At 60.3% G+C, this 19,894-nt stretch carries 19 protein-coding genes and 1 pseudogene; 8 read left to right on the forward strand and 12 right to left on the reverse strand.

Features of this window, described 5'->3' with window-relative positions:
• The first annotated feature begins 347 nt into the window (after positions 1-347).
• A complete protein-coding gene (locus tag ACZ3HH_RS05880) occupies positions 348-1,241 on the forward strand; it encodes a PA4780 family RIO1-like protein kinase (protein ID WP_253552160.1) in 894 nt (297 codons plus the stop codon).
• Positions 1,242-1,455: 214 nt separating this feature from the next.
• Positions 1,456-2,673, forward strand: coding sequence for an MFS transporter (locus ACZ3HH_RS05885; RefSeq protein WP_465803347.1), 1,218 nt, complete (start codon positions 1,456-1,458; stop codon positions 2,671-2,673).
• Here the strand turns inward: ACZ3HH_RS05885 and cueR are convergent.
• From cueR to ACZ3HH_RS05900, 3 genes are all read right to left on the reverse strand, one after another.
• A complete protein-coding gene (gene cueR / locus ACZ3HH_RS05890) occupies positions 2,627-3,040 on the reverse strand; it encodes a Cu(I)-responsive transcriptional regulator (RefSeq protein WP_465803349.1) in 414 nt (137 codons plus the stop codon). The two genes, ACZ3HH_RS05885 and cueR, sit on opposite strands and share 47 nt — an antisense overlap.
• Positions 3,037-5,430, reverse strand: a complete 2,394-nt coding sequence (locus tag ACZ3HH_RS05895; RefSeq protein WP_465803351.1) for a heavy metal translocating P-type ATPase — start codon at positions 5,428-5,430, stop codon at positions 3,037-3,039. The genes cueR and ACZ3HH_RS05895 overlap by 4 nt, the downstream gene beginning before the upstream one ends.
• A gap of 109 nt (positions 5,431-5,539) precedes the next feature.
• Complete coding sequence (locus tag ACZ3HH_RS05900; RefSeq protein WP_465803353.1) at positions 5,540-5,923, reverse strand: hypothetical protein; 384 nt, start codon at positions 5,921-5,923, stop codon at positions 5,540-5,542.
• A 160-nt stretch (positions 5,924-6,083) separates the two neighbouring features.
• Here ACZ3HH_RS05900 and ACZ3HH_RS05905 point away from each other — a divergent pair, with 160 nt between their 5' ends.
• Together ACZ3HH_RS05905 and ACZ3HH_RS05910 are read left to right on the forward strand one after the other, a co-directional pair.
• Complete coding sequence (locus ACZ3HH_RS05905) at positions 6,084-6,281, forward strand: heavy-metal-associated domain-containing protein (protein WP_008069687.1); 198 nt, start codon at positions 6,084-6,086, stop codon at positions 6,279-6,281.
• Between the two features lie 107 nt (positions 6,282-6,388).
• Positions 6,389-7,585 carry a multidrug effflux MFS transporter gene (locus ACZ3HH_RS05910; protein ID WP_465803355.1) on the forward strand — a complete coding sequence of 399 codons (1,197 nt, stop codon included), beginning with the start codon at positions 6,389-6,391 and terminating at the stop codon, positions 7,583-7,585.
• Positions 7,586-7,593: 8 nt separating this feature from the next.
• Here ACZ3HH_RS05910 and ACZ3HH_RS05915 read toward each other — a convergent pair whose 3' ends face one another.
• The 3 genes from ACZ3HH_RS05915 to ACZ3HH_RS05925 form a co-directional block, all read right to left on the reverse strand.
• Positions 7,594-7,764: a hypothetical protein gene (locus ACZ3HH_RS05915; protein ID WP_167344822.1), complete on the reverse strand. Its 171-nt coding sequence runs from the start codon at positions 7,762-7,764 to the stop codon at positions 7,594-7,596.
• Between the two features lie 277 nt (positions 7,765-8,041).
• Positions 8,042-9,055, reverse strand: coding sequence for a zinc-binding alcohol dehydrogenase family protein (locus ACZ3HH_RS05920; RefSeq protein ID WP_465803357.1), 1,014 nt, complete (start codon positions 9,053-9,055; stop codon positions 8,042-8,044).
• Positions 9,056-9,087: 32 nt separating this feature from the next.
• The gene (locus ACZ3HH_RS05925; protein WP_465803359.1) at positions 9,088-9,381 is read right to left on the reverse strand and encodes a putative quinol monooxygenase; all 294 of its coding nucleotides are present in this window, start codon (positions 9,379-9,381) and stop codon (positions 9,088-9,090) included.
• Positions 9,382-9,498: 117 nt separating this feature from the next.
• Between ACZ3HH_RS05925 and ACZ3HH_RS05930 the strand changes: the two genes are divergently transcribed.
• The 3 genes from ACZ3HH_RS05930 (at position 9,499) to ACZ3HH_RS05940 (ending at position 12,998) form a co-directional block, all read left to right on the forward strand.
• Positions 9,499-10,428 (forward strand): LysR family transcriptional regulator, encoded by a 930-nt coding sequence (locus ACZ3HH_RS05930; protein WP_465803361.1) that lies wholly within the window; start codon positions 9,499-9,501, stop codon positions 10,426-10,428.
• Positions 10,429-10,743: 315 nt separating this feature from the next.
• Positions 10,744-11,478 carry an ArsR/SmtB family transcription factor gene (locus ACZ3HH_RS05935; protein WP_465803363.1) on the forward strand — a complete coding sequence of 245 codons (735 nt, stop codon included), beginning with the start codon at positions 10,744-10,746 and terminating at the stop codon, positions 11,476-11,478.
• Between the two features lie 137 nt (positions 11,479-11,615).
• Positions 11,616-12,998 carry an MFS transporter gene (locus tag ACZ3HH_RS05940; protein WP_465803364.1) on the forward strand — a complete coding sequence of 461 codons (1,383 nt, stop codon included), beginning with the start codon at positions 11,616-11,618 and terminating at the stop codon, positions 12,996-12,998.
• Between the two features lie 115 nt (positions 12,999-13,113).
• Here the strand turns inward: ACZ3HH_RS05940 and ACZ3HH_RS05945 are convergent, their stop codons facing one another.
• From ACZ3HH_RS05945 to ACZ3HH_RS05970, 6 genes and pseudogenes are all read right to left on the reverse strand, one after another.
• Positions 13,114-14,067 carry an adenosine deaminase gene (locus ACZ3HH_RS05945; protein ID WP_465803366.1) on the reverse strand — a complete coding sequence of 318 codons (954 nt, stop codon included), beginning with the start codon at positions 14,065-14,067 and terminating at the stop codon, positions 13,114-13,116.
• 81 nt (positions 14,068-14,148) lie between these two features.
• Entirely contained in the window at positions 14,149-15,114 is a 966-nt protein-coding gene (locus tag ACZ3HH_RS05950; protein WP_465803368.1) for a 2-oxoglutarate and iron-dependent oxygenase domain-containing protein, read from the reverse strand.
• Between the two features lie 156 nt (positions 15,115-15,270).
• Complete coding sequence (locus ACZ3HH_RS05955) at positions 15,271-16,353, reverse strand: BMP family ABC transporter substrate-binding protein (RefSeq protein ID WP_465803370.1); 1,083 nt, start codon at positions 16,351-16,353, stop codon at positions 15,271-15,273.
• A 362-nt stretch (positions 16,354-16,715) separates the two neighbouring features.
• The gene (locus tag ACZ3HH_RS05960; protein WP_465803371.1) at positions 16,716-18,074 is read right to left on the reverse strand and encodes an 8-oxoguanine deaminase; all 1,359 of its coding nucleotides are present in this window, start codon (positions 18,072-18,074) and stop codon (positions 16,716-16,718) included.
• 266 nt (positions 18,075-18,340) lie between these two features.
• Entirely contained in the window at positions 18,341-19,027 is a 687-nt protein-coding gene (locus ACZ3HH_RS05965) for an SDR family oxidoreductase (protein ID WP_465803373.1), read from the reverse strand.
• Between the two features lie 26 nt (positions 19,028-19,053).
• A pseudogene (locus ACZ3HH_RS05970) lies at positions 19,054-19,379 on the reverse strand (MerR family transcriptional regulator).
• 82 nt (positions 19,380-19,461) lie between these two features.
• Between ACZ3HH_RS05970 and ACZ3HH_RS05975 the strand changes: the two are divergent.
• Positions 19,462-19,884, forward strand: a complete 423-nt coding sequence (locus ACZ3HH_RS05975) for a hypothetical protein (RefSeq protein WP_465803375.1) — start codon at positions 19,462-19,464, stop codon at positions 19,882-19,884.
• Positions 19,885-19,894 lie beyond the last annotated feature (10 nt).

The following is a 19,894-nucleotide window of genomic DNA, read 5'->3' on the forward strand; positions in this document are numbered from 1 at the left end:
CGTTATCACTGTCGGGGCGATTTGTCGGACAATTCCTTTTCTCTCTAATGACTTCGGCTGAGGAGCGTGAAAATTTAGTCCTGTTGAGAAAAATCCGGCGAAGGGTAGGGATCTACGTGTCAGATTCTGTCGCAAATGCCCCTGTAGCCCTTCGTCAACAAGTGGCGCACGCTCAGCTATGATCCTGAGCGGTCAATGAGTTGCGCCTGATTAATCCGGCACATTGTGTGCTTCTTGATGTTCATGGGAACGTTCATAGGTCGGCAACCCCTCCCGCGAATGAGAGGATTGCCGTATAACGAATGACTTTCGCGTGTTTGGTAATAAAGGACCCACAATAAAAGCTGATGAAGACTCCAAAACGCATTGAACCCCTGATCGAGGACGGTCTGGTCGACGAGGTGCTGCGCCCACTCATGAGTGGTAAAGAAGCAGCTGTTTATGTGGTGCGCTGCGGCAACGAGCTGCGTTGTGCCAAGGTCTACAAGGAGGCGAATAAACGCAGTTTTCGTCAGGCGGCCGAGTATCAGGAAGGCCGTAAGGTGCGCAACAGCCGGCAGGCTCGAGCGATGGCCAAGGGCTCCAAGTTCGGCAAGAAAGAAACCGAAGACGCCTGGCAGAATGCCGAAGTGGCGGCGTTGTTCCGACTGGCCGGTGCCGGTGTGCGCGTACCCAAGCCGTATGACTTCCTCGAAGGCGTACTGCTGATGGAACTGGTGGCCGACGAGTACGGTGATGCCGCGCCGCGTCTGAATGACGTTGTGCTGGAGCCGGACCAGGCGCGCGAATATCACGCGTTTCTGATTTCGCAGATCGTGCTGATGCTGTGTACCGGTTTGGTGCATGGTGACCTGTCCGAGTTCAACGTGCTACTGACGCCGACCGGCCCGGTCATCATCGACCTGCCACAAGCGGTGGATGCGGCGGGTAATAACCACGCGTTCAACATGCTGGAACGGGACGTGGGCAACATGGCGTCTTACTTTGGTCGCTTTGCACCGGAGTTGAAACGCACCAAATACGCCAAGGAAATGTGGGCATTGTACGAAGCCGGCACTCTGCACCCGGCCAGTGTATTGACCGGCGAGTTTGACGAGCCGGAAGAACTGGCGGACGTCGGCGGGATCATGCGCGAGATCGAGGCGGCCCGTCTCGATGAAGAGCGTCGTCAAGCGGTTCGGGCGGCGGATGATGCGCCACCGAGCAAGACCGAAGAACCGCCTCCACCGTGGATGCAGTGATCGGTTGACCCAAAACCCGGCTTCGGCCGGGTTTTTTGTAGATGCTTTTTTTGGGACCGCGTCGTCTGCATCGCGGGCAAGCCCGCTCCCACAAGTTTGGTGCCGCCCCCGGATTCTATGATCGACACCTGAACTGTGGGAGCGTGGCTTGCCCGCGATGGCGTCAGACCAGACAATCCACAACGGCGATACTCACCACACTCAAGGACTGAATGTGAACACCTCCACCCGCAATGCCCAACTGATCATCGCCGCCCGACTGATTTCGGACTTCGGCGCTTTCCTCAACATGGTCGCCCTGGCCACTTATGTCTATCTGCTCAGCAACAGCGCCATGAGTGTCGGCATCTTCCTCGCCAGCCGTGTCGCCGGGGGGATCTTTGCCAGTCTGATCGGCACCCGGTTCTATCGCCGCTGGGCCGGGCGCCTGCCGCTGATTGCCTTCGACCTGCTGCGCGCCGGTTTGCTGGGCCTGCTGCTGGTGCTGCCGGTCACCCAACAAGCGCTGCTGTTACCGCTGATCGCGTTCGGCCTGGGGTTCGGCAATTCGATGTTCGCCATCGGCCTCAACAGCCAATTGCCGCACATGATCGATAAGGCGCAACTGCTCAAGACCAACGCCTGGATTACCTCGGCATCGTCTGCGGCGATGGTCGGCGGGAGTCTGGTGGCGGGGTTGTTGGTGGCGGGTTTTGGCTTTGAAACGGTGTTTGCCCTGAATGTGGCCACTTACCTGCTGGCGGCGCTGCTCATCGTGCCGCTACGGTTTTCCAGACCTGTACCCAGTGACGAGCCCCTTCACCCACAAGGCGAATGGTCGGCCCTGCGTCAGGGCTTGCGCACGGCGCCAGTGCTGACGGCGATGCTCGCCGTTGCCATGGCCGATACGCTGGGCAGCGCCGCACACAACGTCGGCCTCCCGATCATCTCAAAACTGCTGACACCCGAGTCGGCCAGCACCACCCTGGGCCTGATGCTGGCGGTCTGGGCCATTGGGAAATTCATCGGCGCGCGAATCGCCAGTCGTCTGAAGGGTACGGACAACGTTCATCTGGAACGGCGATTTTTCTTCGGTGTGTTGCTGATGTCCTGCGGCTTCATCCTGATGTTCCAACAGCAAACCCTTTACGGCTTGCTGCTGTTTTCGTTGCCCGCAGGCTTGGGTGACGGCTTCTCGGAAGTTGGCCTGATGTCGCGACTGCAACGTGAACCGGACAACCTGCGCCTGCCGATTTTCAGCTTTCTGACGCTGCTGCAAATGACCGGGTTCGGCATCGGCATGTTGATCGCCGCGCCGTTCTATTCCTGGTGGACGCCCGGCGCGGTGGTGTTGTTGTTCCACGGCATTCCCCTCACCACGTTGCTGGTGGCGAAGGGGTTGGCGCTCAGGAATGGGCGGGTTCGGCGCAGCAGCCCGACGCCAGCTCCTTGAGGATCGGGCAGTCCGGGCGGTGGTCACCGTGGCAATGTTCTACCAGGTCTTGCAGGGTGTCGCGCAGTTGGCCGAGCTCACGAATCTTCTGGTTCAACTCGTCGATGTGCTGACGGGCCAGCGCCTTCACATCGGCACTGGCGCGCTGACGGTCTTGCCAGAGGGTCAGCAGTTTGCCGACCTCTTCCAGTGAGAAACCCAAATCCCGAGAGCGCTTGATGAACGCCAGAGTATGCAAATCGTCGTCGCCATAGATCCGATAGCCACTGTCGGTGCGATGCGCCGCCTTGAGCAGGCCGATGGATTCGTAGTAACGAATCATCTTCGCGCTCAGACCGCTCTGACGGGCCGCTTGGCCAATGTTCATCGGTTGTCCTCCAAGTCTTTGGGTTTCCAGGTTTTCAACAGCAACGCATTGCTCACCACGCTGACGCTCGACAGCGCCATGGCCGCGCCGGCCAGCACCGGGTTGAGGAAGCCGAACGCCGCCAGTGGCAGGCCGATCAGGTTATAGACGAAGGCCCAGAACAGGTTTTGGCGAATCTTCGCGTAGGTCTTGCGGCTGATTTCCAGCGCCGCCGGCACCAGCCGTGGATCGCCGCGCATCAAGGTGATCCCGGCAGCGTGCATGGCGACGTCGGTGCCGCCGCCCATGGCGATGCCGACGTCTGCGGCGGCAAGGGCCGGTGCGTCGTTGATGCCATCGCCGACCATTGCCACTACGCCGGTTTTTTTCAGTGCGGCGACGGTGGCGGCTTTGTCCGCCGGCAATACTTCAGCGTGGACATCGCTGATGCCCAGCGCCTCGGCGACCACCTTGGCGCTGCCGCGGTTATCGCCGGTCAGCAGGTGGCTGCTGATATTCCGTGCACTCAGCTGTTGCACCGCTTGCAAGGCGCCGGGTTTGAGCGTGTCACCGAAGGCGAACAGGCCGAGCACACGCGGTTCGGGGCTTTGTTCGATCAGCCAGGACAGGGTTCGGCCTTCGGTTTCCCAAGCGGTTGCGGAGTCAGCCAATGGCCCTGCGCTCAGTCCGCTTTCCTCCAACAGACGCCGATTGCCCAAAGCCAATCGCCGACCATCGAGATTGCCGGCAATACCGCGTCCGGTCAGCGATTGACTGTCGCTGACATCAGCCACGGTCAGGCCGCGCTCGACGCAGGCATCCAGCACAGCCTTGGCCAACGGGTGTTCACTGCCGCGTTGCAGCGCGCCAGCCATTTGCAGCAGAGCAGCTTCGTCACCTTCGATGGCACTCAGATGAGCGATGCGCGGCGTACCCAAAGTCAGCGTGCCGGTCTTGTCGAACACCACGGCGCTGACTTCATGGGCGCGCTCCAAAGCTTCAGCATCCTTGATCAGAATCCCGTAGCGCGCCGCCACACCCGTGCCGGCCATGATTGCCGTCGGCGTGGCCAGCCCGAGTGCGCAAGGGCAGGCGATCACCAGCACCGCGACGGCGTTGATCAATGCGGTTTCCAGCGGCGCGCCATAGAGCAACCAACCGATCAAGGTCGCCAGCGCGATCAGCAGCACCGCCGGCACGAACACCTGGCTGACTTTATCCACCAGTTTCTGGATCGGCGCTTTTGCTGCTTGTGCGTCTTCCACCAGGCGGATGATCCGCGCCAGCACGGTTTCTGCGCCAAGCGCCAAGGTCCGAACCAGCAGCCGACCTTCGCCATTGATGGCGCCGCCGGTGACCTTGTCACCCGGTTGTTTTGGCACCGGCAGGCTCTCGCCGCTGATCAGTGCTTCATCGGCGTGGCTCTGGCCTTCCACCACTTCGCCATCCACCGGGAAGCGTTCGCCGGGTTTGACCATGACCAGATCGTTGAGGCGCAAAGCGCTGATCGCAACGTCCTGCTCGCGGCCGTCGATTACCTGAATGGCTCGCTCCGGACGCAAGGCTTCCAGAGCGCGAATGGCGCTGGCGGTCTGGCGCTTGGCGCGGCTTTCCAGGTATTTGCCCAGCAACACCAAGGCGATTACCACCGCCGAGGCTTCGAAATACAGGTGCGGCATGCGACCGACAGCAGTGGCCCACTCGTAAACGCTCAAGCCGTAGCCGGCGCTGGTGCCCAGGGCTACCAGCAAATCCATGTTACCGGCGCCGGCGCGCACGGCTTTCCACGCAGCAACATAGAAGCGTGCGCCGAAGATGAACTGCACCGGCGTGGCCAACGCGAACTGCACCCACGCCGGGAGCATCCAGTGCACGCCCAAAGGTTGCAGCACCATCGGCAGCACCAGCGGCAAGGCGAGGGCGATGGCCGCCAGCAACGCCCAGCGTTCGCGGTGCAGGCGTTGTTGTTGATTGTCGGTTTGCGGGTGTTCGACTTCCCAGACGCTGGCGGAGTAACCGGCCTTGGTCACGGCGCCGATCAGGGTTTGTGGATCGACCTGGCCGAGCAGTTCGAGGTGCGCACGTTCGTTGGCCAGGTTGACGCTGACACTTTTGACCCCTGCCACCTTGGCCAGCGCCCGTTCGACGCGGCCGACGCAGGATGCGCAGGTCATGCCGTCGATGCTCAATTCCAGGCTCTGCTGGGGCACGCTGTAACCGGCTTGCTGCACAGCCTCCATCAAGGCCGGCAGGCTGTCGCTGGGCGCTTGAACCCGGGCCTGTTCGGTGGCCAGGTTGACGCTGACAGCCGTGGCGCCGAGAACTTTGCTCAAGGCTCGTTCGACCCGCCCGGCGCAACTGGCACAGGTCATGCCGGCAATCGGCAGATCGAAAGTGATGGATTCGGACATCGGTCACGCTCCCTGTAGAAATTACCTACAGGATCAACCTTGCCATGCTGGCAAGGTCAAGCGCTACTCTACAAATCGCCGCAGACCAAATGTGGGAGCGGGCTTTGCGTCAGTATTCGAGGGCGGCAGGCTTGAGGTACATCCCTTCCTGCGTCATCGCAATCCGGAACTTCAACACATCCCCGGCCTTGAGCGTGATGTTTTGCGAGCCCGGCGCGAGCATGCCCGGGTTGCAACCCGGCGCCTGGCCCGGCAGCAGTTTGAGGCGCAGGGAGACATTGCCCGGCGGCAGGTTGAACGAGGTGCTCTGTTCCTGGAACAGCCGCCCGGCCAACTGATCCTGGATGTACACGCCGATCTCGCAGGAAGTCGACACTTCCAGGCGCTCGCGGGAAATGATCAGCACGCCATAATCCTCCCCGGCGGCTTGAATCGAAGGTGTCGCGGCAAATAGGCTGAGGAAGCCAAACAGGCTGAAAGCTGACCAGCGCATGGCTGAATCTCCTGATGTCGTGTCATAGATGGACGCAGCTTGGCCGAGCGCGGCGTTGATTGCCAGCCCGGCAGCTTGCCTGAGAACTTGACCTTGCCATGGTGGCAAGCTCGAGACTGCCCTCAACCCTGTTAAAGGGCCCCCATTAAGGAGACGTCCCATGCAAGTGTTCAACGTTGAAGGCATGTCCTGCGGTCATTGCGTCAAGGCCATCACTCAGGCGCTGCAAGCCAAGGATCCTGCGGCCAGTGTGCGCATTGATCTGGCGGCAAAAGAAGTCGGCGTTGAAAGCGCGCTGACGGCCGATCAGGTGATCGCCGCGATCAGCGAAGAGGGTTATGGCGTCAAACTGGCCTGAGTTTTTTAATAGTTAGCGACCTAACGGAATGTTCAAGGCGTCCACGCCCGGCTAGACTGTTGGCCTGCCGATCCATGGCCAACCTGCATGCCTAAACTGGACGCCTGATGAACCTCCGCGCAATCCTGATTCTCGGCGCCTTGAGCGCTTTCGGTCCGCTGGCGATCGATTTCTATCTACCGGCATTCCCGGCGATGGCGCTCGCTTTCGGCACCGACGAAAAACACGTTCAACTGACCCTGGCGGCCTATTTCCTCGGCCTGTCCATTGGTCAACTGGCGTACGGCCCGGTGGCGGATCGCTTTGGGCGACGGATTCCCTTGCTGACGGGGGTCGGCTTGTTCACCGCCGCTTCATTGGCCTGTGCTTATGCGCCGACTCTGGAGTGGCTGATTGGCGCACGTTTCGTCCAGGCGATGGGCGGTTGCGCGGGCATGGTGATTTCGCGGGCGGTGGTCAGCGATAAATGCGATGCGGTGGGCTCGGCGAAAGTCTTTTCGCAATTGATGCTGGTGATGGGCCTGGCGCCGATTCTTGCGCCGATGCTGGGCGGGTTGCTGGTCAACACGACTGGCTGGCAATCGATCTTTCTGGTGCTGACCGGTTTCAGTGCGCTGGCAGGGTTGGCAGTGGCTCTCGGGCTGCCGGAAAGTCTGCCGGCCCATGTGCCGCGCCAACCGTTGTCGGGCGCACTGCGTCAGTACGGTCGGTTGTTGGCGGACCCAATCTTCCTCGGTCATGCCCTGACCGGTGGTATCGCCATTGCCGGGATGTTTGCCTACATCGCCGGTTCACCATTCGTCTTCATCAAACTCTATGGCGTACCGGCCGAGCATTTCGGCTGGCTGTTCGGCATTAATGCGGCGGGTTTCATTCTGGTGGCCCAGGTAAATGCCCGGATGCTGGCCAAGCGCGGTCCGGCCTTTTTACTGGCGCGTACCGTCTGGCTCTATCTGGCGGGCGGTCTGGCCCTGTTGGCGGTCAGCGCGTTGCATACCGCGCAGTTGTGGCCGTTGCTGATTCCGCTTTTTATCTGCATCGCCAGTCTGGGTTGCATTGTTCCCAATGCCTCGGCCTGCGCCATGAACGGGCAAGGCGCGCGGGCGGGCAGTGCCTCGGCGATGCTTGGTTGCCTGCAGTTCAGCGTCGCCGCCGGGGCCGCAGCATTGGTGGGTGTTTTGCATGATGGCAGCGCCATGCCGATGGCCATGGTCATCAGCCTGTGCGGGATTCTGGTGGTGAGCGCGGCGACGCTCACCCGACGTTTGCAAAATGCCCGGGCGCTGACGCAAGCCCAGGTCTGAGGACGGACTCAGCCAGCAGCGCGCTGCTGACGGTCGGGAAACTGATGGGGCGCGTGCAAGCGCGCTTCAAGCGTTTTAGTGAAGGCCAGCGCTTCGGCTTCACTGCGGAACGTCACAGCGTGTTGATCCAGTCGGACCTGCCAGCGGGATGTTGCCACTTCTTTTATCAGGATCTTCATTGCTGAGCTCCTTTCGTAAAAGACGTCTCGTAAAAGACATCACGTAAATGATTGTTCGCAGAGTTTTCGATTGTAGACCTGAATACGATCGCAATTGTGACAACGGTCAACTCTCTGACTGACGGCAAAAGATTGCCGGCTTCGGGCGTGTATCCCGGATATTTCGGTCGTGCCCTGTAGGGGCTGCCGAAGACTCGGGCCGCGTTCGGACGATCTTTTGATTTTGCTTTTTAGAACACAAGATCAAAAGATCGCAGCCTCCAACAGCTCCTACTCTTCAGAACCCTTCAAGCACAATCTTGCCCTTGGACTTACCGCTCTCCAACAGCTCATGGGCACGCCGCAGGTTGGCCGCGTTAATGGTCCCGAAGTGCTCGCCGACCGTGGTTTTCAGCGTGCCCGCATCGATCAGCCCGGCGACGCGGTTGAGCAGTTTGTGTTGCTCGATCATGTCTGCGGTTTCGAACAGCGAGCGGGTGTACATGAATTCCCAGTGCAGCGACAGGCTCTTGCGCTTGAGCTTGGTCACGTCCAGCGACTTCGGATCGTCGATCAGCGCCAGTTTGCCTTGCGGCGCCAACGCCTCCACCAATTGATCCAGGTGTTGATCGGTCTGAGTCAGGCTGGCGACATGGGTCACATGCTCGAACCCCGCACGTTTGAGTTCTTCACTCAGCGGCTGGCTATGATCGATCACCTGATCGGCGCCCAAGTCACGCACCCAGCTCTGGGTCTGTGCACGGGAAGCGGTGCCAATGACCTTCAGCCCGGTGAGCTGGCTGGCCAATTGCGTGAGGATCGAACCGACCCCGCCGGCGGCACCGACGATCAGCAGGCTCTGGCCCTCATCGGTTTTGCTTTCGCGCACTTGCAGGCGTTCGAACAGCAATTCCCACGCGGTGATGGCGGTCAGCGGCAGGGCGGCGGCTTCGGCGAAACCGAGGGTTTTCGGCATATGACCGACGATTCGCTCGTCCACCACATGCAACTCGCTATTGCCGCCGGCACGGGCGATGGAGCCGGCGTAGAACACCTTGTCGCCAGCCTTGAACAAGGTCACTTCGCTGCCGACGGCCTTGACCACGCCGGCCACGTCCCAGCCCAGCACTTTTGCCGCGCCACCTTCTGGCTGGACGTTCTGGCGGACCTTGGTGTCCACCGGGTTGACCGAGATGGCTTTGACCTCCACCAACAGGTCGCGCGGGCCGGCGACCGGTTCTGGCAGTTCGATGTCTTGCAGGGAGTTTTCGTCGCTGATGGGCAGGGAGGCGTAGTAGGCAATGGCTTTCATGTGGGGCTCCTGAAAAGTGATGGAAGAAGGAATCAAGCCACGGTGCGCAGGCGCTTGAGGTCGAAGTGTTCGAGGAAGTCGCCGGCCTTGGCGCGAAAGTTCTGAATGTGGGCGCTGGCGTCATGGGCTTGCAGGGCTTCGTCGCTGCTCCAGTGTTCGATCATGTAAAAGGCCAGGGGATTGGCGAGGTCTTGATGCAGGTCGTATTGACTGCAACCGGCTTCGGCGCGGGTCGGTTCCAGCAGCGCACGCAGATGCTGTTCGAGGGCGTCCTGCTGGCCGGTTTTAGCGATGAGGGTGGCAATAGCGGTAAATGGCTGGGACATGTTCGACTCCGGAACGGAATGATTTTGATGGGACAGATGATTGGTTATTTCCCGGCAAGATAAAACCCGCTAAAAGAGCAGTCTCTTTCAATATTTTTTTGATAATCGGGGCTGGCGATGTTGCGTTTCGATGACTTGCAGTTGTTCGTTCGGGCTGCGGACCTGGGCAGTCTGTCGGCGGCGGCGCGGGTGATGGATATGTCGGCGGCAGTGGCCAGTGCGGCGTTGAAGCGCATCGAACAACAACTCGGCGCGCGCTTGCTCGCCCGTTCTACCCGTAGCCTGCGCCTGACCGCTGAAGGCGAGGGCTTTCTGGAATACGCCCGGGCAGCCTTGAGCAATCTCGATGAGGGCCGCCGCCTGCTGGCCAGCGGGCAAGATCAGGTCAGCGGGATTTTGCAGTTGTCGGCGCCTTCGGATTTCGGTCGCAACCTGCTGTTGCCGTGGCTCGACGAGTTTCAGCGTGAGCATCCGAAACTCACGGTTCGGTTGCTATTGGGCGACCGCATCGCTGACCTGTTCCGCCAACCGGTGGACATTGCCCTGCGTTATGGCGAGCCGGAAGACTCGAGTCTGGTGGCGTTGCCCATTGCCCCGCAAAACCGTCGCGTGCTCTGTGCGGCGCCGAGTTACCTGGCCCGGCATGGCGAACCTCGGCATCTGGAGCAACTGGCTCAGCACAATTGCCTGTTGTTCATGCTCGGCGGTCGGGTTCACGATCACTGGAGTTTCCACGATGGCAAACGTGAAGTGGGCCTGACGGTCAGTGGCGATCGCTTCAGTGACGACGCCGATGTTGTGCGTCTGTGGGCCATAGCGGGGGTGGGGATTGCGTATAAGTCCTGGCTCGATGTCGCTGCCGATGTGCTGGCCGGTCGGTTGAAAGTGCTGATGCCGGAGCTGCTCTGTGAGCGCGCACCGCTGAATTTGCTGTGCGCCCATCGCGCACAATTGAGTAAGCCGGTGAACCTTTTGCGGGAAATGCTTGCCAGCCGATGCGCTCGCATAAGCAGTCAATTTCCGACGAAATCGGATGTCGATCATTAGTCGCAGGCAAATAGCGAAATTTCTGTCAGGAACTATCACCACCAATGGATCCCCGAGGGCAGGAACCGGCGATTAACCCGCTTATACTAGCGCTCGCCTCATGTACGCACCGTCGACCTCGCAATGGCGAGTTCAGGTTCGATTCGGTCAGACCCGATGGTCATCACCGGACCTTCATTGCACCCGCGAAGCAATGGCCTGGGTGAGTGGGTGACTTTGCCGGTTTATGGCGGTTTTCGCGTCTTGGCCGACGACACATTACTGGTCAAGATGTCTCTGAGCAGTAGACGAAACGATTCAACAGGGAGTGAATACATGGAACATGCACCTTGCATCAGCCAGATCGCCACATTGCTGGCTGACCCAAAGCGCAGCGCAATGATGTGGGCCTTGATGGACGGCTCGGCGCGGCAAACCGAAGAGCTGGCGTTGCTGGCTGGCCTGTCGCCGTCTTCGGCCAGTGCGCATTTAGGGCGTTTGTCGGCCGGAGGTCTGTTGAAAGTCGAAACCCGTGGGCGCAAACGGTTTTTCCGGCTTGCCGCGCCCGAAGTCGGCGCCGCGATAGAGGCCTTGGCCAGCGCGACCCTGGCCAGCGCGCCTAGGGACATTCCAGAGGTTTTCAAACGCATGAGCCCTATCGCCAAACCTCAGGCGGCGCCTTCGTCATTGTTGCGAGCCAGGCTTTGCGACGACCATCTGGGTGGCACCCTGGCCGCCGATCTCTACCAGCGCCTGCTGGATGCGGGCTGGATCGAGCAATTCGATCAGCGGGTCATGATCACCCACAAGGGCGCCACACAATTGGCGACGCGCGGTGTGTTCATCCAGGCGCTGGCTCATCGCAACGGCAGAGTCGCTTGCGCTTGCCCGGACTGGAGCGAAAGACGCCCGCACATGGGCGGTTCATTGGGCGCGGCGTTGTTGCAGCTATTCATGCAATCCGGCTGGTTGAGCCTGCCCAACGATTCGCGGGCGTTGCAGATCACCGCCGCGGGGCAACGGGAAATCCATCGTTTTGCCAAAGAAACCGAACTGGAAATGGCGCTTTAGAGTCATTGAGGTGCGACGTCCGGGATCTTGGGTTTCAGGCGTCGTTCAGAGCTGTGGACAGGTCGCATCCAGCAATAATCCCCAGCCGCTATCGCGCACACTCGATCCGGGGACTTTCAGGATTGGGGGAATGTGGCATGGAAACACGAAGCTTCAGCGCGGCAGAACGACTGGAACGGCTGCCCATCAGCGGTTATCACCGCATCATCTTCATCATCATTGCCCTGGCGTTTTTCTTCGACTCCATGGACCTGGCGATGATGACCTTTCTGCTCGGCTCGATCAAAACCGAGTTCGGCCTGAGCACGGCGCAGGCCGGGTTGCTGGCCAGTTCGAGTTTCTTCGGCATGGTTCTGGGCGCATCGCTGTCCGGCATGCTGGCCGACCGCTTCGGACGCAAACCGGTGTTCCAGTGGAGCATTGTGCTGTGGGGTATCGCCAGCTACCTGTGCTCCACGGCGCAGAATGTCGAAACGCTGACGCTGTTCCGAATTCTGTTGGGGATCGGCATGGGCATGGAGTTTCCGATTGCCCAGTCGATGCTGTCGGAACTGATTCCGGCAAACAGACGTGGGCGTTACATCGCGTTGATGGATGGTTTTTGGCCGCTCGGTTTCGTCGCGGCCGGGGTGCTGTCGTACTTCCTGTTGCCGGTGATTGGCTGGCGCGACATCTTTCTGGTGTTGGCGGTGCCGGCGGTGTTCGTCCTGGCGATCCGTTTTTTCATTCCCGAGTCACCGCGCTGGCTGGAGCAGGCCGGGCATCATGACGCGGCGGATAAGGTCTTGCGCGGCATTGAAGACCGGGTTCGGGCTTCACTGGGTCGTGCGGATTTGCCTGAACCGATTCGTCTGCCCCGGGTGGCGAGTCAACCGGGCACTTTCTTTTCTGCGCTGCGGGAAATCTGGTCGCCGCAGTATCGCCAGCGCACGATGATGATCTGGAGCGTGTGGTTCTTCGCCTTGCTGGGGTTCTATGGCCTGACGTCCTGGCTCAGCGCATTGTTGCAACAGTCGGGTTTCGCCGTGACCCAGTCGGTGTATTACACGGTGCTGATTTCCCTCGGCGGGATTCCCGGTTTCCTCATGGCTGCCTGGCTGGTGGAGCGTTGGGGGCGTAAACCGGTGTGCGTCGTGACGTTGCTCGGCGGCGGGGTCATGGCGTTTCTTTATGGCCAGAGTGCGGTGTTCGGCGGCAACGTCAGTCTGTTGATTACCTCGGGGCTGCTGATGCAGTTCTTTCTGTTCGGAATGTGGGCGGTGCTCTATACCTACACCCCTGAGTTGTACCCGACGTCGGCACGCGCCACGGGCTCGGGGTTCGCTTCGGCCATCGGCCGCGTGGGATCGTTGCTCGGGCCATTGGTGACCGGGCTGGTGTTCCCGATGACCGGGCAGGGCGGAGTGTTTGCGCTGGGGGCGATGTGCTTTGCGATTGCGGCGGGGGTGGTGTGGATGTTCGGGATGGAGACCCGGGGCAAGACGTTGGAAGAATTGAGCGAAGTAGAGATTGTCGGCTGAACACAGTCCCTGTGGGAGCGGGCTTGCCCGCGATGAGGCCAACTGCCTCAACATTGAGTTGGCTGACAGTCCGCTATCGCGGGCGAGCCCGCTCCCACAGGATATTCGGTGACTTTTAAGGTTTCACCAACCGCGCATCCAGGCTGTTCTGCGCAAGGCGCTTGGCCTGATCCTGGGTCATGCCCAAATCGGTATACAGCGCGTGGAAGTTCTCGGTGACATACCCGCCGAAGTAGGCCGGGTCATCGGAGTTCACCGTGACCTTCACTCCGCGCTCGAGCATGTCGAGGATGTTGTGCTGGGACATGTGATCGAACACGCAGAGTTTGGTGTTCGACAACGGGCACACGGTCAGCGGGATCTGCTCGTCGATGATTCGCTGCATCAAGCGCTCATCTTCGATGGCGCGCACGCCATGGTCGATGCGCTGGATTTTCAGCAGGTCGAGGGCTTCCCAGATGTACTCGGGCGGGCCTTCTTCACCGGCGTGGGCCACGGTCAGGAAACCTTCGCCACGCGCACGATCGAACACCCGCTGGAACTTGCTCGGCGGGTGGCCCATCTCCGAACTGTCCAGGCCCACGGCGACAAACGCATCGCGGAACGGCAGCGCCTGGTCGAGGGTTTTCTGCGCTTCGTCTTCGCTCAAGTGACGCAGGAAACTGAGGATCAAACCGCTGGTGATGCCCAATTGCTGCTCGCCATCCTTCAGTGCGGCGGCGATGCCGTTGAGCACTACTTCGAACGGGATGCCACGGTCGGTGTGGGTTTGCGGGTCAAAGAACGGTTCGGTGTGAATCACGTTCTGCGCCTTGCAGCGCAACAGGTAGGCCCAGGTCAGGTCGTAGAAATCCTGAGAGGTGCGCAACACGTCGGCGCCCTGGTAATACAGATCGAGAAACTCTTGCAGGTTATTGAAGGCGTAAGCCTTGCGCAGAGTTTCAACGTCGCTCCACGGCAGGGCGATCTTGTTGCGTTCGGCCAGGGCGAACAGCAGCTCAGGCTCCAGCGAACCTTCCAGGTGCAAGTGCAATTCTGCCTTGGGCAGAGCGTTCAGCCAGTCGTACATTTTTGAAATCTCATCAGGTGCAATGAGGGCATTCTACAGATGCCCGCAGAAACAATGAGCAAAACCTGACCAGCCGGTTCATTACACGGCTTGCTGTTCCCGTCGATAGGCGTAGGTATCGGCAAAGCGCGACAGCAGGAACCCGGCGCAGGTGGTGGCAGGATATTTCGCCGGATGCCGTTCGTCCTGGCAACCGGGCAGGCATTCGATGGGCGTGTCGGGGTGCGGTTCGGCAAAGAACGGCATCGAGTACCGATCCACCCCCAGCGGGCTAATCACTCGATGCGGCGTCGACAGGTAACGGTCGTTGCTCCAGCGCGCCATCATGTCGCCGAGATTGACCACGAACGTGCCTTCGATCGGCGGCGCATCGATCCATTCGCCCTGCACGTTGCGCACTTGCAGACCACCCGCGGCATCCTGATAGAGCAGGGTGATGCAGCCGTAATCGGTGTGAGCGCCGGCCCCTTGCTGATCTTCGGTGCTGGCGGTGTGACGCGGAGGGTAATGAATCATCCGCAGCACGCTGACCGGTTCTTTGAAGCGGCTATCGAAGAAATCGCGCTCAATGCCCAGCGCCAGAGTCATGGCCCGCAACAGGGTTTGAGCGAGCGCCTGCATGTCGACGTAGTGTTGCTCCATCAGCGATTCCCAGCCGTGCATCGACGGATGACGGTTGGGACCGCGCAAGGGTTTTTCCGCCAGCACCTCGGGATGATCGGCCGGCAGGTGCAGGCCCATGTCGAAGGTTTCTTTCAGATCGCTGGGTTTGCTCGGGTCGAGTTGCTCGGTGGCGATAGCGCCATAGCCGCGGTGGTGGCGGGTCTGGGTGATGTCGATCTTGAGTTTTTCGGCGGCGGGCAGGGCGAAGAAACGTTGGGCATGGTCGAGCACGGCATCGATACGCGCCGGGGCGATCGGGTGGCCCTTGATATAGAAAAAGCCCCATTCGCGGCAGGCACGGTCGATTTGTGTGGCGATCGATTGCCAGGCGTTTTGATCAGCGCTGTAGAGCGGGCTGATGTCGATGATCGGAAGGCTGTTCATGCGATGTCCTGAAGAGTACGCAGATTGAAAAAGCACCGTAGAGCCCTGTGGGAGCGGGCTTGCCCGCGATAGCGAACTGACAGTCAACAATGATGCTGAATGTGATGGCCTCATCGCGGGCAAGCCCGCTCCCACAGGGTTTCATGTCTGGCTAAGTCACTTCGGTATCTCGGCCTTCATCCCTTCGACGTAGTAGTTCATCGACGCCAGTTGCGAATTGGTTGCCGTCGCGCCCGCCGGGATTTCCTCCACGCCGGCCTGATCCTTGATCGGCCCGGTGAACGGATGCAACGCACCGCTCTTGATGTCGGCAATGATCTGCTCGGCTTCGGTTTTTACCGCGGCCGGTACCAGGTCGCTGATCGGCAGCTCAACCGTACCTTCCTTCAGACCGCCCCAGTAATCCTGGGATTTCCATGTGTGGTCGAGCACACTTTGGGTCGCTTGAATGTAATGCGGCCCCCAGTCATTGACGATAGACGTCAGCACCGCTTTCGGCCCGAAGTGCGCCATGTCCGATGCATAACCGACGGCATACACGCCGCGCCGTTCGGCCGCCTGGATCGGTGCCGGGCTGTCGGTGTGCTGGAACACCACGTCCACGCCCTGGTCGATCAGCGCGTTGGCGGCGTCAGCTTCTTTGCCCGGATCGAACCAGGAATTGACCCACACCACTTTGATCTCGGTGCCCGGGTTGTACTTGTTCAGGGCCAGTTGAATGGCGTTGATGTCGCGGATGACTTCCGGAATCGGGAAGGAAGCGACGTAGCCGATTTTCTTGGTCTTGGTCATCTTCGCCGCGAGGAAACCGCCGACGTAGCGGCCTTCATAAGTGCGTGCCAGGTAAGTGCCGAGGTTCTTGTCCTGCTTATAGCCGGTGGCGTGCTCGAAGGTCACTTTGGGAAATTGCTTGGCGACTTTCAGGGTCGGGTTCATGTAGCCGAAAGACGTGGTGAAGATCAGGTCGTACTTGTCCTTGGCCATATTGCGGATCACCCGCTCGGCATCGGCGCCCTCGGCGACGTTCTCCACGTAGTTGGTGGTGATCTGCTCGCCGAACTTCTCAGCCAGCGCCTTGCGTCCCTGTTCATGCTGATACGTCCAGCCGTGGTCACCGATCGGGCCGATATAGACGAAGCCGACTTTCAGCGGGTCGGCAGCACTGGCGGTCAGGCTGGCGCTCAGACCGATGGCTGCGGCGACAGCGCAAAGCAGCTGCTTCAACGGACGTTTATGCATGAACTGGAACTCCATTTTGTTGTGAGGTGTGCCAGGTCAATGCAAATTGCTGACCAACAGGACAACAAATTGATCGAAATCGCGTAACGGCCATCGCGGGCAAGCCCGCTCCCACATGACCTACGCAAGTCATGTGGGAGCGGGCTTGCCCGCGAAGAGTCCCTGACGACCACCACAGAACCATCCCGGTGCGTCCTCGCTAATCCACGCCATCCACTGGTGCGGGCACCTCACACAAAACTGTGGGAGCGGCGGTGCGACGATTCGACTTGATCGCGAAAGCGGTGCGTCATGCAACATTGATGTCGACTGACACACCGTCTTCGCGAGCAAGCCCGCTCCCACATTTGTTTGGTGTTGTGTCAGGTACCGGCGATCAGCTGTCGAGCTGCCTGGCTATGATCGGCAATCAACCCTTTCAGATCCAGTCCCTCAACTTGCCCATCGATCACCCGCCACTTGCCGCCGACCATCACCCGGTCCGCCCGATCCGCGCCGCACAGCAGCAGCGCCGACACCGGATCATGGCTGCCGGAGAAGCGCAGTTCATCCAGTTTGAACAGCGCCAGATCCGCCTGCTTGCCCACCGCCAGTTCACCGATATCGGTGCGCCCGAGCAAACTCGCCGAACCCTTGGTCGCCCAGCCCAGTACCAACTCCGGCGTAATTTTTTCCGCGCCATAACGCAGCCGCTGGATGTACAGCGCCTGACGGGTTTCGAGGATCATGTTCGACGCATCGTTGGACGCTGAACCGTCCACGCCCAGCCCCAGCAGCGCACCCGCAGCGGTCAGGTCCAGCGTCGGGCAAATGCCGGAGGCCAGGCGCATGTTCGAACTCGGGCAATGGCAAATACCCGTGCCGGCCGCGCCGAGACGGGCGATTTCGTCGGGGTTGAAATGAATACCGTGAGCCAGCCACGTGCGCGGGCCGAGCCAGCCGACGCTGTCCAGATAATCCACGGTGCGCAGGCCGAAGCGTTGCAGGCAGAAGTCTTCCTCATCGAGGGTTTCCGCCAGGTGCGTGTGCAGGCGCACGTCGAGGGTGTTCGCCAGTTCGGCGCTGGCGGACATGATTTCCGGGGTCACCGAGAACGGTGAGCACGGTGCCAGGGCAATCTGAATCTGCGCACCGTCGCCGCGCTCGTGGTATGCGGCAATCAAACGTTGGCTATCGTCGAGGATCACTTCGCCTTCCTGGACGGTTTGCTGCGGTGGCAGGCCGCCGTCTTTTTCGCCAAGGCTCATGGAACCGCGAGTGAGCATGGCGCGCATACCCAGTTCGCGAACACTCTCGACCTGTACGTCGATCGCGTTTTCCAGGCCTTCCGGAAACAGGTAATGGTGATCGGCGGCGGTGGTGCACCCGGACAGCAGCAACTCGGCCAACGCGACTTTGGTGGCGAGGGCAAGTTTTTCAGGGGTGAGGCGAGCCCAGACCGGATAGAGGGTTTTCAACCATGGGAACAACGGCTGATTGACCACCGGCGCCCAGGCACGGGTCAGGGTTTGATAGAAGTGGTGATGGGTGTTGATCAGCCCCGGCAGGATCACGTGTTCGCGCGCATCGAAAATGTGGTCGCAGGGCGCGGAGGGTTGCTGGCCGGCGCCGAGCACTTCGACGATCAAACCGTCTTGCAGCACCAGACCGCCACGGGCATCGAGCGCGTTGGCCGTGAAAATGGCGAGGGGATTTTTTAACCAGGTACGGGTCGCAGGCATGGTGGCCGGCTCCTCTGAAAGTTGGGTTCAGGGTTGCCAGCTCAGTGTTGCCCTGTCTGCTGATCCAGGGTCGCCACGGGGGCGAGGTGCGGAGTTTCGAACAAAAAAGCTTCGCGGGCAAGCCTCCCCCGACCAGACGATACTGAACCCTGTGGGAGCCGGGCTTGCCCGCGATGCAGGCACCTCGGTCTTTCAGCGATACCGAGGTGATGCTATCGCAGCGGTGCGGCGATCCGACAAGCCAGCTCCCACAGGGTGCGGTGGTGTTACCAGGGAATAGTCTCGCCCCTGTAGTTCACAAAATGATGTCCGCCCTTGCCGGCATACGCATTCACCTGATCGATCAGCCCGCGCGTGCTGGTTTGCACATCAATGTCCGCGCCTTCACCGCCCATATCAGTCTTCACCCAACCCGGATGTAGCGACAGCACGGTGAGTTTCTGTTCGCCCAATTGTGTGACGAAGCTGTTGGTCATGGAGTTCAGCGCCGCTTTGCTGGCCTTGTACAGCGCCAGCTCCGGCGCGTCAGGCATGGTCACGCTGCCCAGCACCGAACTCATGAACGCCAGCACACCGCTGTCTTCACGAATCTGCCCGACGAAACGCTGGGCCAGATTTATCGGCGCCACGGCGTTGGTGAAGAACAATTGACCGACCTCGGCCAACGTCGCGCCGCCCGGCGTCTGGACCTCCGGGCCTTTGACCCCGGCATTCACGAACAACAGGTCGAACACTTCACCCTTGAGTTGTTGGCTCAGGGCGATGACCGCTTGCTGATCGTCCATGTCGAGTTTTTCGATCCGCACCTTGCCCAACGCTTGCAAGGCTTCGGCGCTCTGCGGGTTGCGCACGGTGGCGGTGACTTGCCAACCGTCGGCCAGCAGGGTTTTCACCAGACCGAGGCCCAAGCCTCGGGAGGCACCGATGATGAGTGCGGTTTTTACCGTAGACATGAATGGCTTCCTTGATGGATGAGAAATCACGGATTCAATGGACAATGTTGACCGAGTCGATGTTGCAATTCCTGACGCAAGACATCGAGCATCGGCGATGCGGGTTTCAATCAGGTTGAGTTTGTCTTGCAGCAGCTGGGTAACGGCATTGGCCGACGCTGCTGCCGATCTCGCCGAGGGTAAAGCCCAGCCGCTGAGCGGTCTTGATGTACAGCACCAATTGCACCATCTCCGCCGGATAGTCGCGATAACCATTGGCGCTGCGTTGTGCGGCGGTCAACCCGCGCTGCTCGTAAAAGCGCAATGTGTCGCGGCTGACGGCGCTGGCCTGGGCTAATTCACCGACGCGCATCTTGATGTCTCGAGAGGGCTTGACCCTGGAGCATACTCCAGGCTTTAGCCTTGTTGCTCCCTGAATTTATGGAGCAAGACGGATGTGGACTTCAACGCAATATCGTCAAGTGGTGCGTGGCAGTGCGTGGTACGACCTGATCGTGACCGCTGCTTTTGTGACACCGTGGAGTTTTGCGGCGTTGCATGGCGTGTTGTTGAGCCTGAGTCAGGCTTTCAATTTGCCTGGCGAGCTACCGCCGTTCGAGCCGACGCACATGCTGATGGCGAATTTGTTGGGTTCGATTGTGTGTGTCTGGGCGGTGCTGCGGATTCGTGATCCGCAGTTGGTGTTTGGGCGGTATGACGCGGTGGGGCGGTTTCTGTTTTCGGCTTGGCAGCTGTATGCCTTGCTCCACGGCGCCAGTTCATTGCTGGTTGTTTTTCTGATCTTTGAATTGGCGTGGGGCGTTGTTCAAGTGCTGCCGGTTCGGTCGCCATCGCGGGCAAGCCCGCTCCCACAGTGACTTTGACGAA

The organism is Pseudomonas sp. PME37.24/025, assembly GCF_055556615.1.

What these genes read in the sequence shown, in the direction of transcription:
- cueR (WP_465803349.1), bottom strand. Translation starts at nt 3,040, where the DNA reads ATGAACATTGGCCAAGCGGCCCGTCAGAGCGGTCTGAGCGCGAAGATG.
- ACZ3HH_RS05965 (WP_465803373.1), bottom strand. Translation starts at nt 19,027, where the DNA reads ATGTCTACGGTAAAAACCGCACTCATCATCGGTGCCTCCCGAGGCTTG.
- ACZ3HH_RS05915 (WP_167344822.1), bottom strand. Translation starts at nt 7,764, where the DNA reads ATGAAGATCCTGATAAAAGAAGTGGCAACATCCCGCTGGCAGGTCCGA.
- ACZ3HH_RS05905 (WP_008069687.1), top strand. Translation starts at nt 6,084, where the DNA reads ATGCAAGTGTTCAACGTTGAAGGCATGTCCTGCGGTCATTGCGTCAAG.
- ACZ3HH_RS05960 (WP_465803371.1), bottom strand. Translation starts at nt 18,074, where the DNA reads ATGCCTGCGACCCGTACCTGGTTAAAAAATCCCCTCGCCATTTTCACG.
- ACZ3HH_RS05975 (WP_465803375.1), top strand. Translation starts at nt 19,462, where the DNA reads ATGTGGACTTCAACGCAATATCGTCAAGTGGTGCGTGGCAGTGCGTGG.
- ACZ3HH_RS05900 (WP_465803353.1), bottom strand. Translation starts at nt 5,923, where the DNA reads ATGCGCTGGTCAGCTTTCAGCCTGTTTGGCTTCCTCAGCCTATTTGCC.
- ACZ3HH_RS05895 (WP_465803351.1), bottom strand. Translation starts at nt 5,430, where the DNA reads ATGTCCGAATCCATCACTTTCGATCTGCCGATTGCCGGCATGACCTGT.
- ACZ3HH_RS05920 (WP_465803357.1), bottom strand. Translation starts at nt 9,055, where the DNA reads ATGAAAGCCATTGCCTACTACGCCTCCCTGCCCATCAGCGACGAAAAC.
- ACZ3HH_RS05945 (WP_465803366.1), bottom strand. Translation starts at nt 14,067, where the DNA reads ATGTACGACTGGCTGAACGCTCTGCCCAAGGCAGAATTGCACTTGCAC.
- ACZ3HH_RS05925 (WP_465803359.1), bottom strand. Translation starts at nt 9,381, where the DNA reads ATGTCCCAGCCATTTACCGCTATTGCCACCCTCATCGCTAAAACCGGC.
- ACZ3HH_RS05950 (WP_465803368.1), bottom strand. Translation starts at nt 15,114, where the DNA reads ATGAACAGCCTTCCGATCATCGACATCAGCCCGCTCTACAGCGCTGAT.
- ACZ3HH_RS05940 (WP_465803364.1), top strand. Translation starts at nt 11,616, where the DNA reads ATGGAAACACGAAGCTTCAGCGCGGCAGAACGACTGGAACGGCTGCCC.
- ACZ3HH_RS05880 (WP_253552160.1), top strand. Translation starts at nt 348, where the DNA reads ATGAAGACTCCAAAACGCATTGAACCCCTGATCGAGGACGGTCTGGTC.
- ACZ3HH_RS05955 (WP_465803370.1), bottom strand. Translation starts at nt 16,353, where the DNA reads ATGCATAAACGTCCGTTGAAGCAGCTGCTTTGCGCTGTCGCCGCAGCC.
- ACZ3HH_RS05935 (WP_465803363.1), top strand. Translation starts at nt 10,744, where the DNA reads ATGGAACATGCACCTTGCATCAGCCAGATCGCCACATTGCTGGCTGAC.
- ACZ3HH_RS05910 (WP_465803355.1), top strand. Translation starts at nt 6,389, where the DNA reads ATGAACCTCCGCGCAATCCTGATTCTCGGCGCCTTGAGCGCTTTCGGT.
- ACZ3HH_RS05930 (WP_465803361.1), top strand. Translation starts at nt 9,499, where the DNA reads ATGTTGCGTTTCGATGACTTGCAGTTGTTCGTTCGGGCTGCGGACCTG.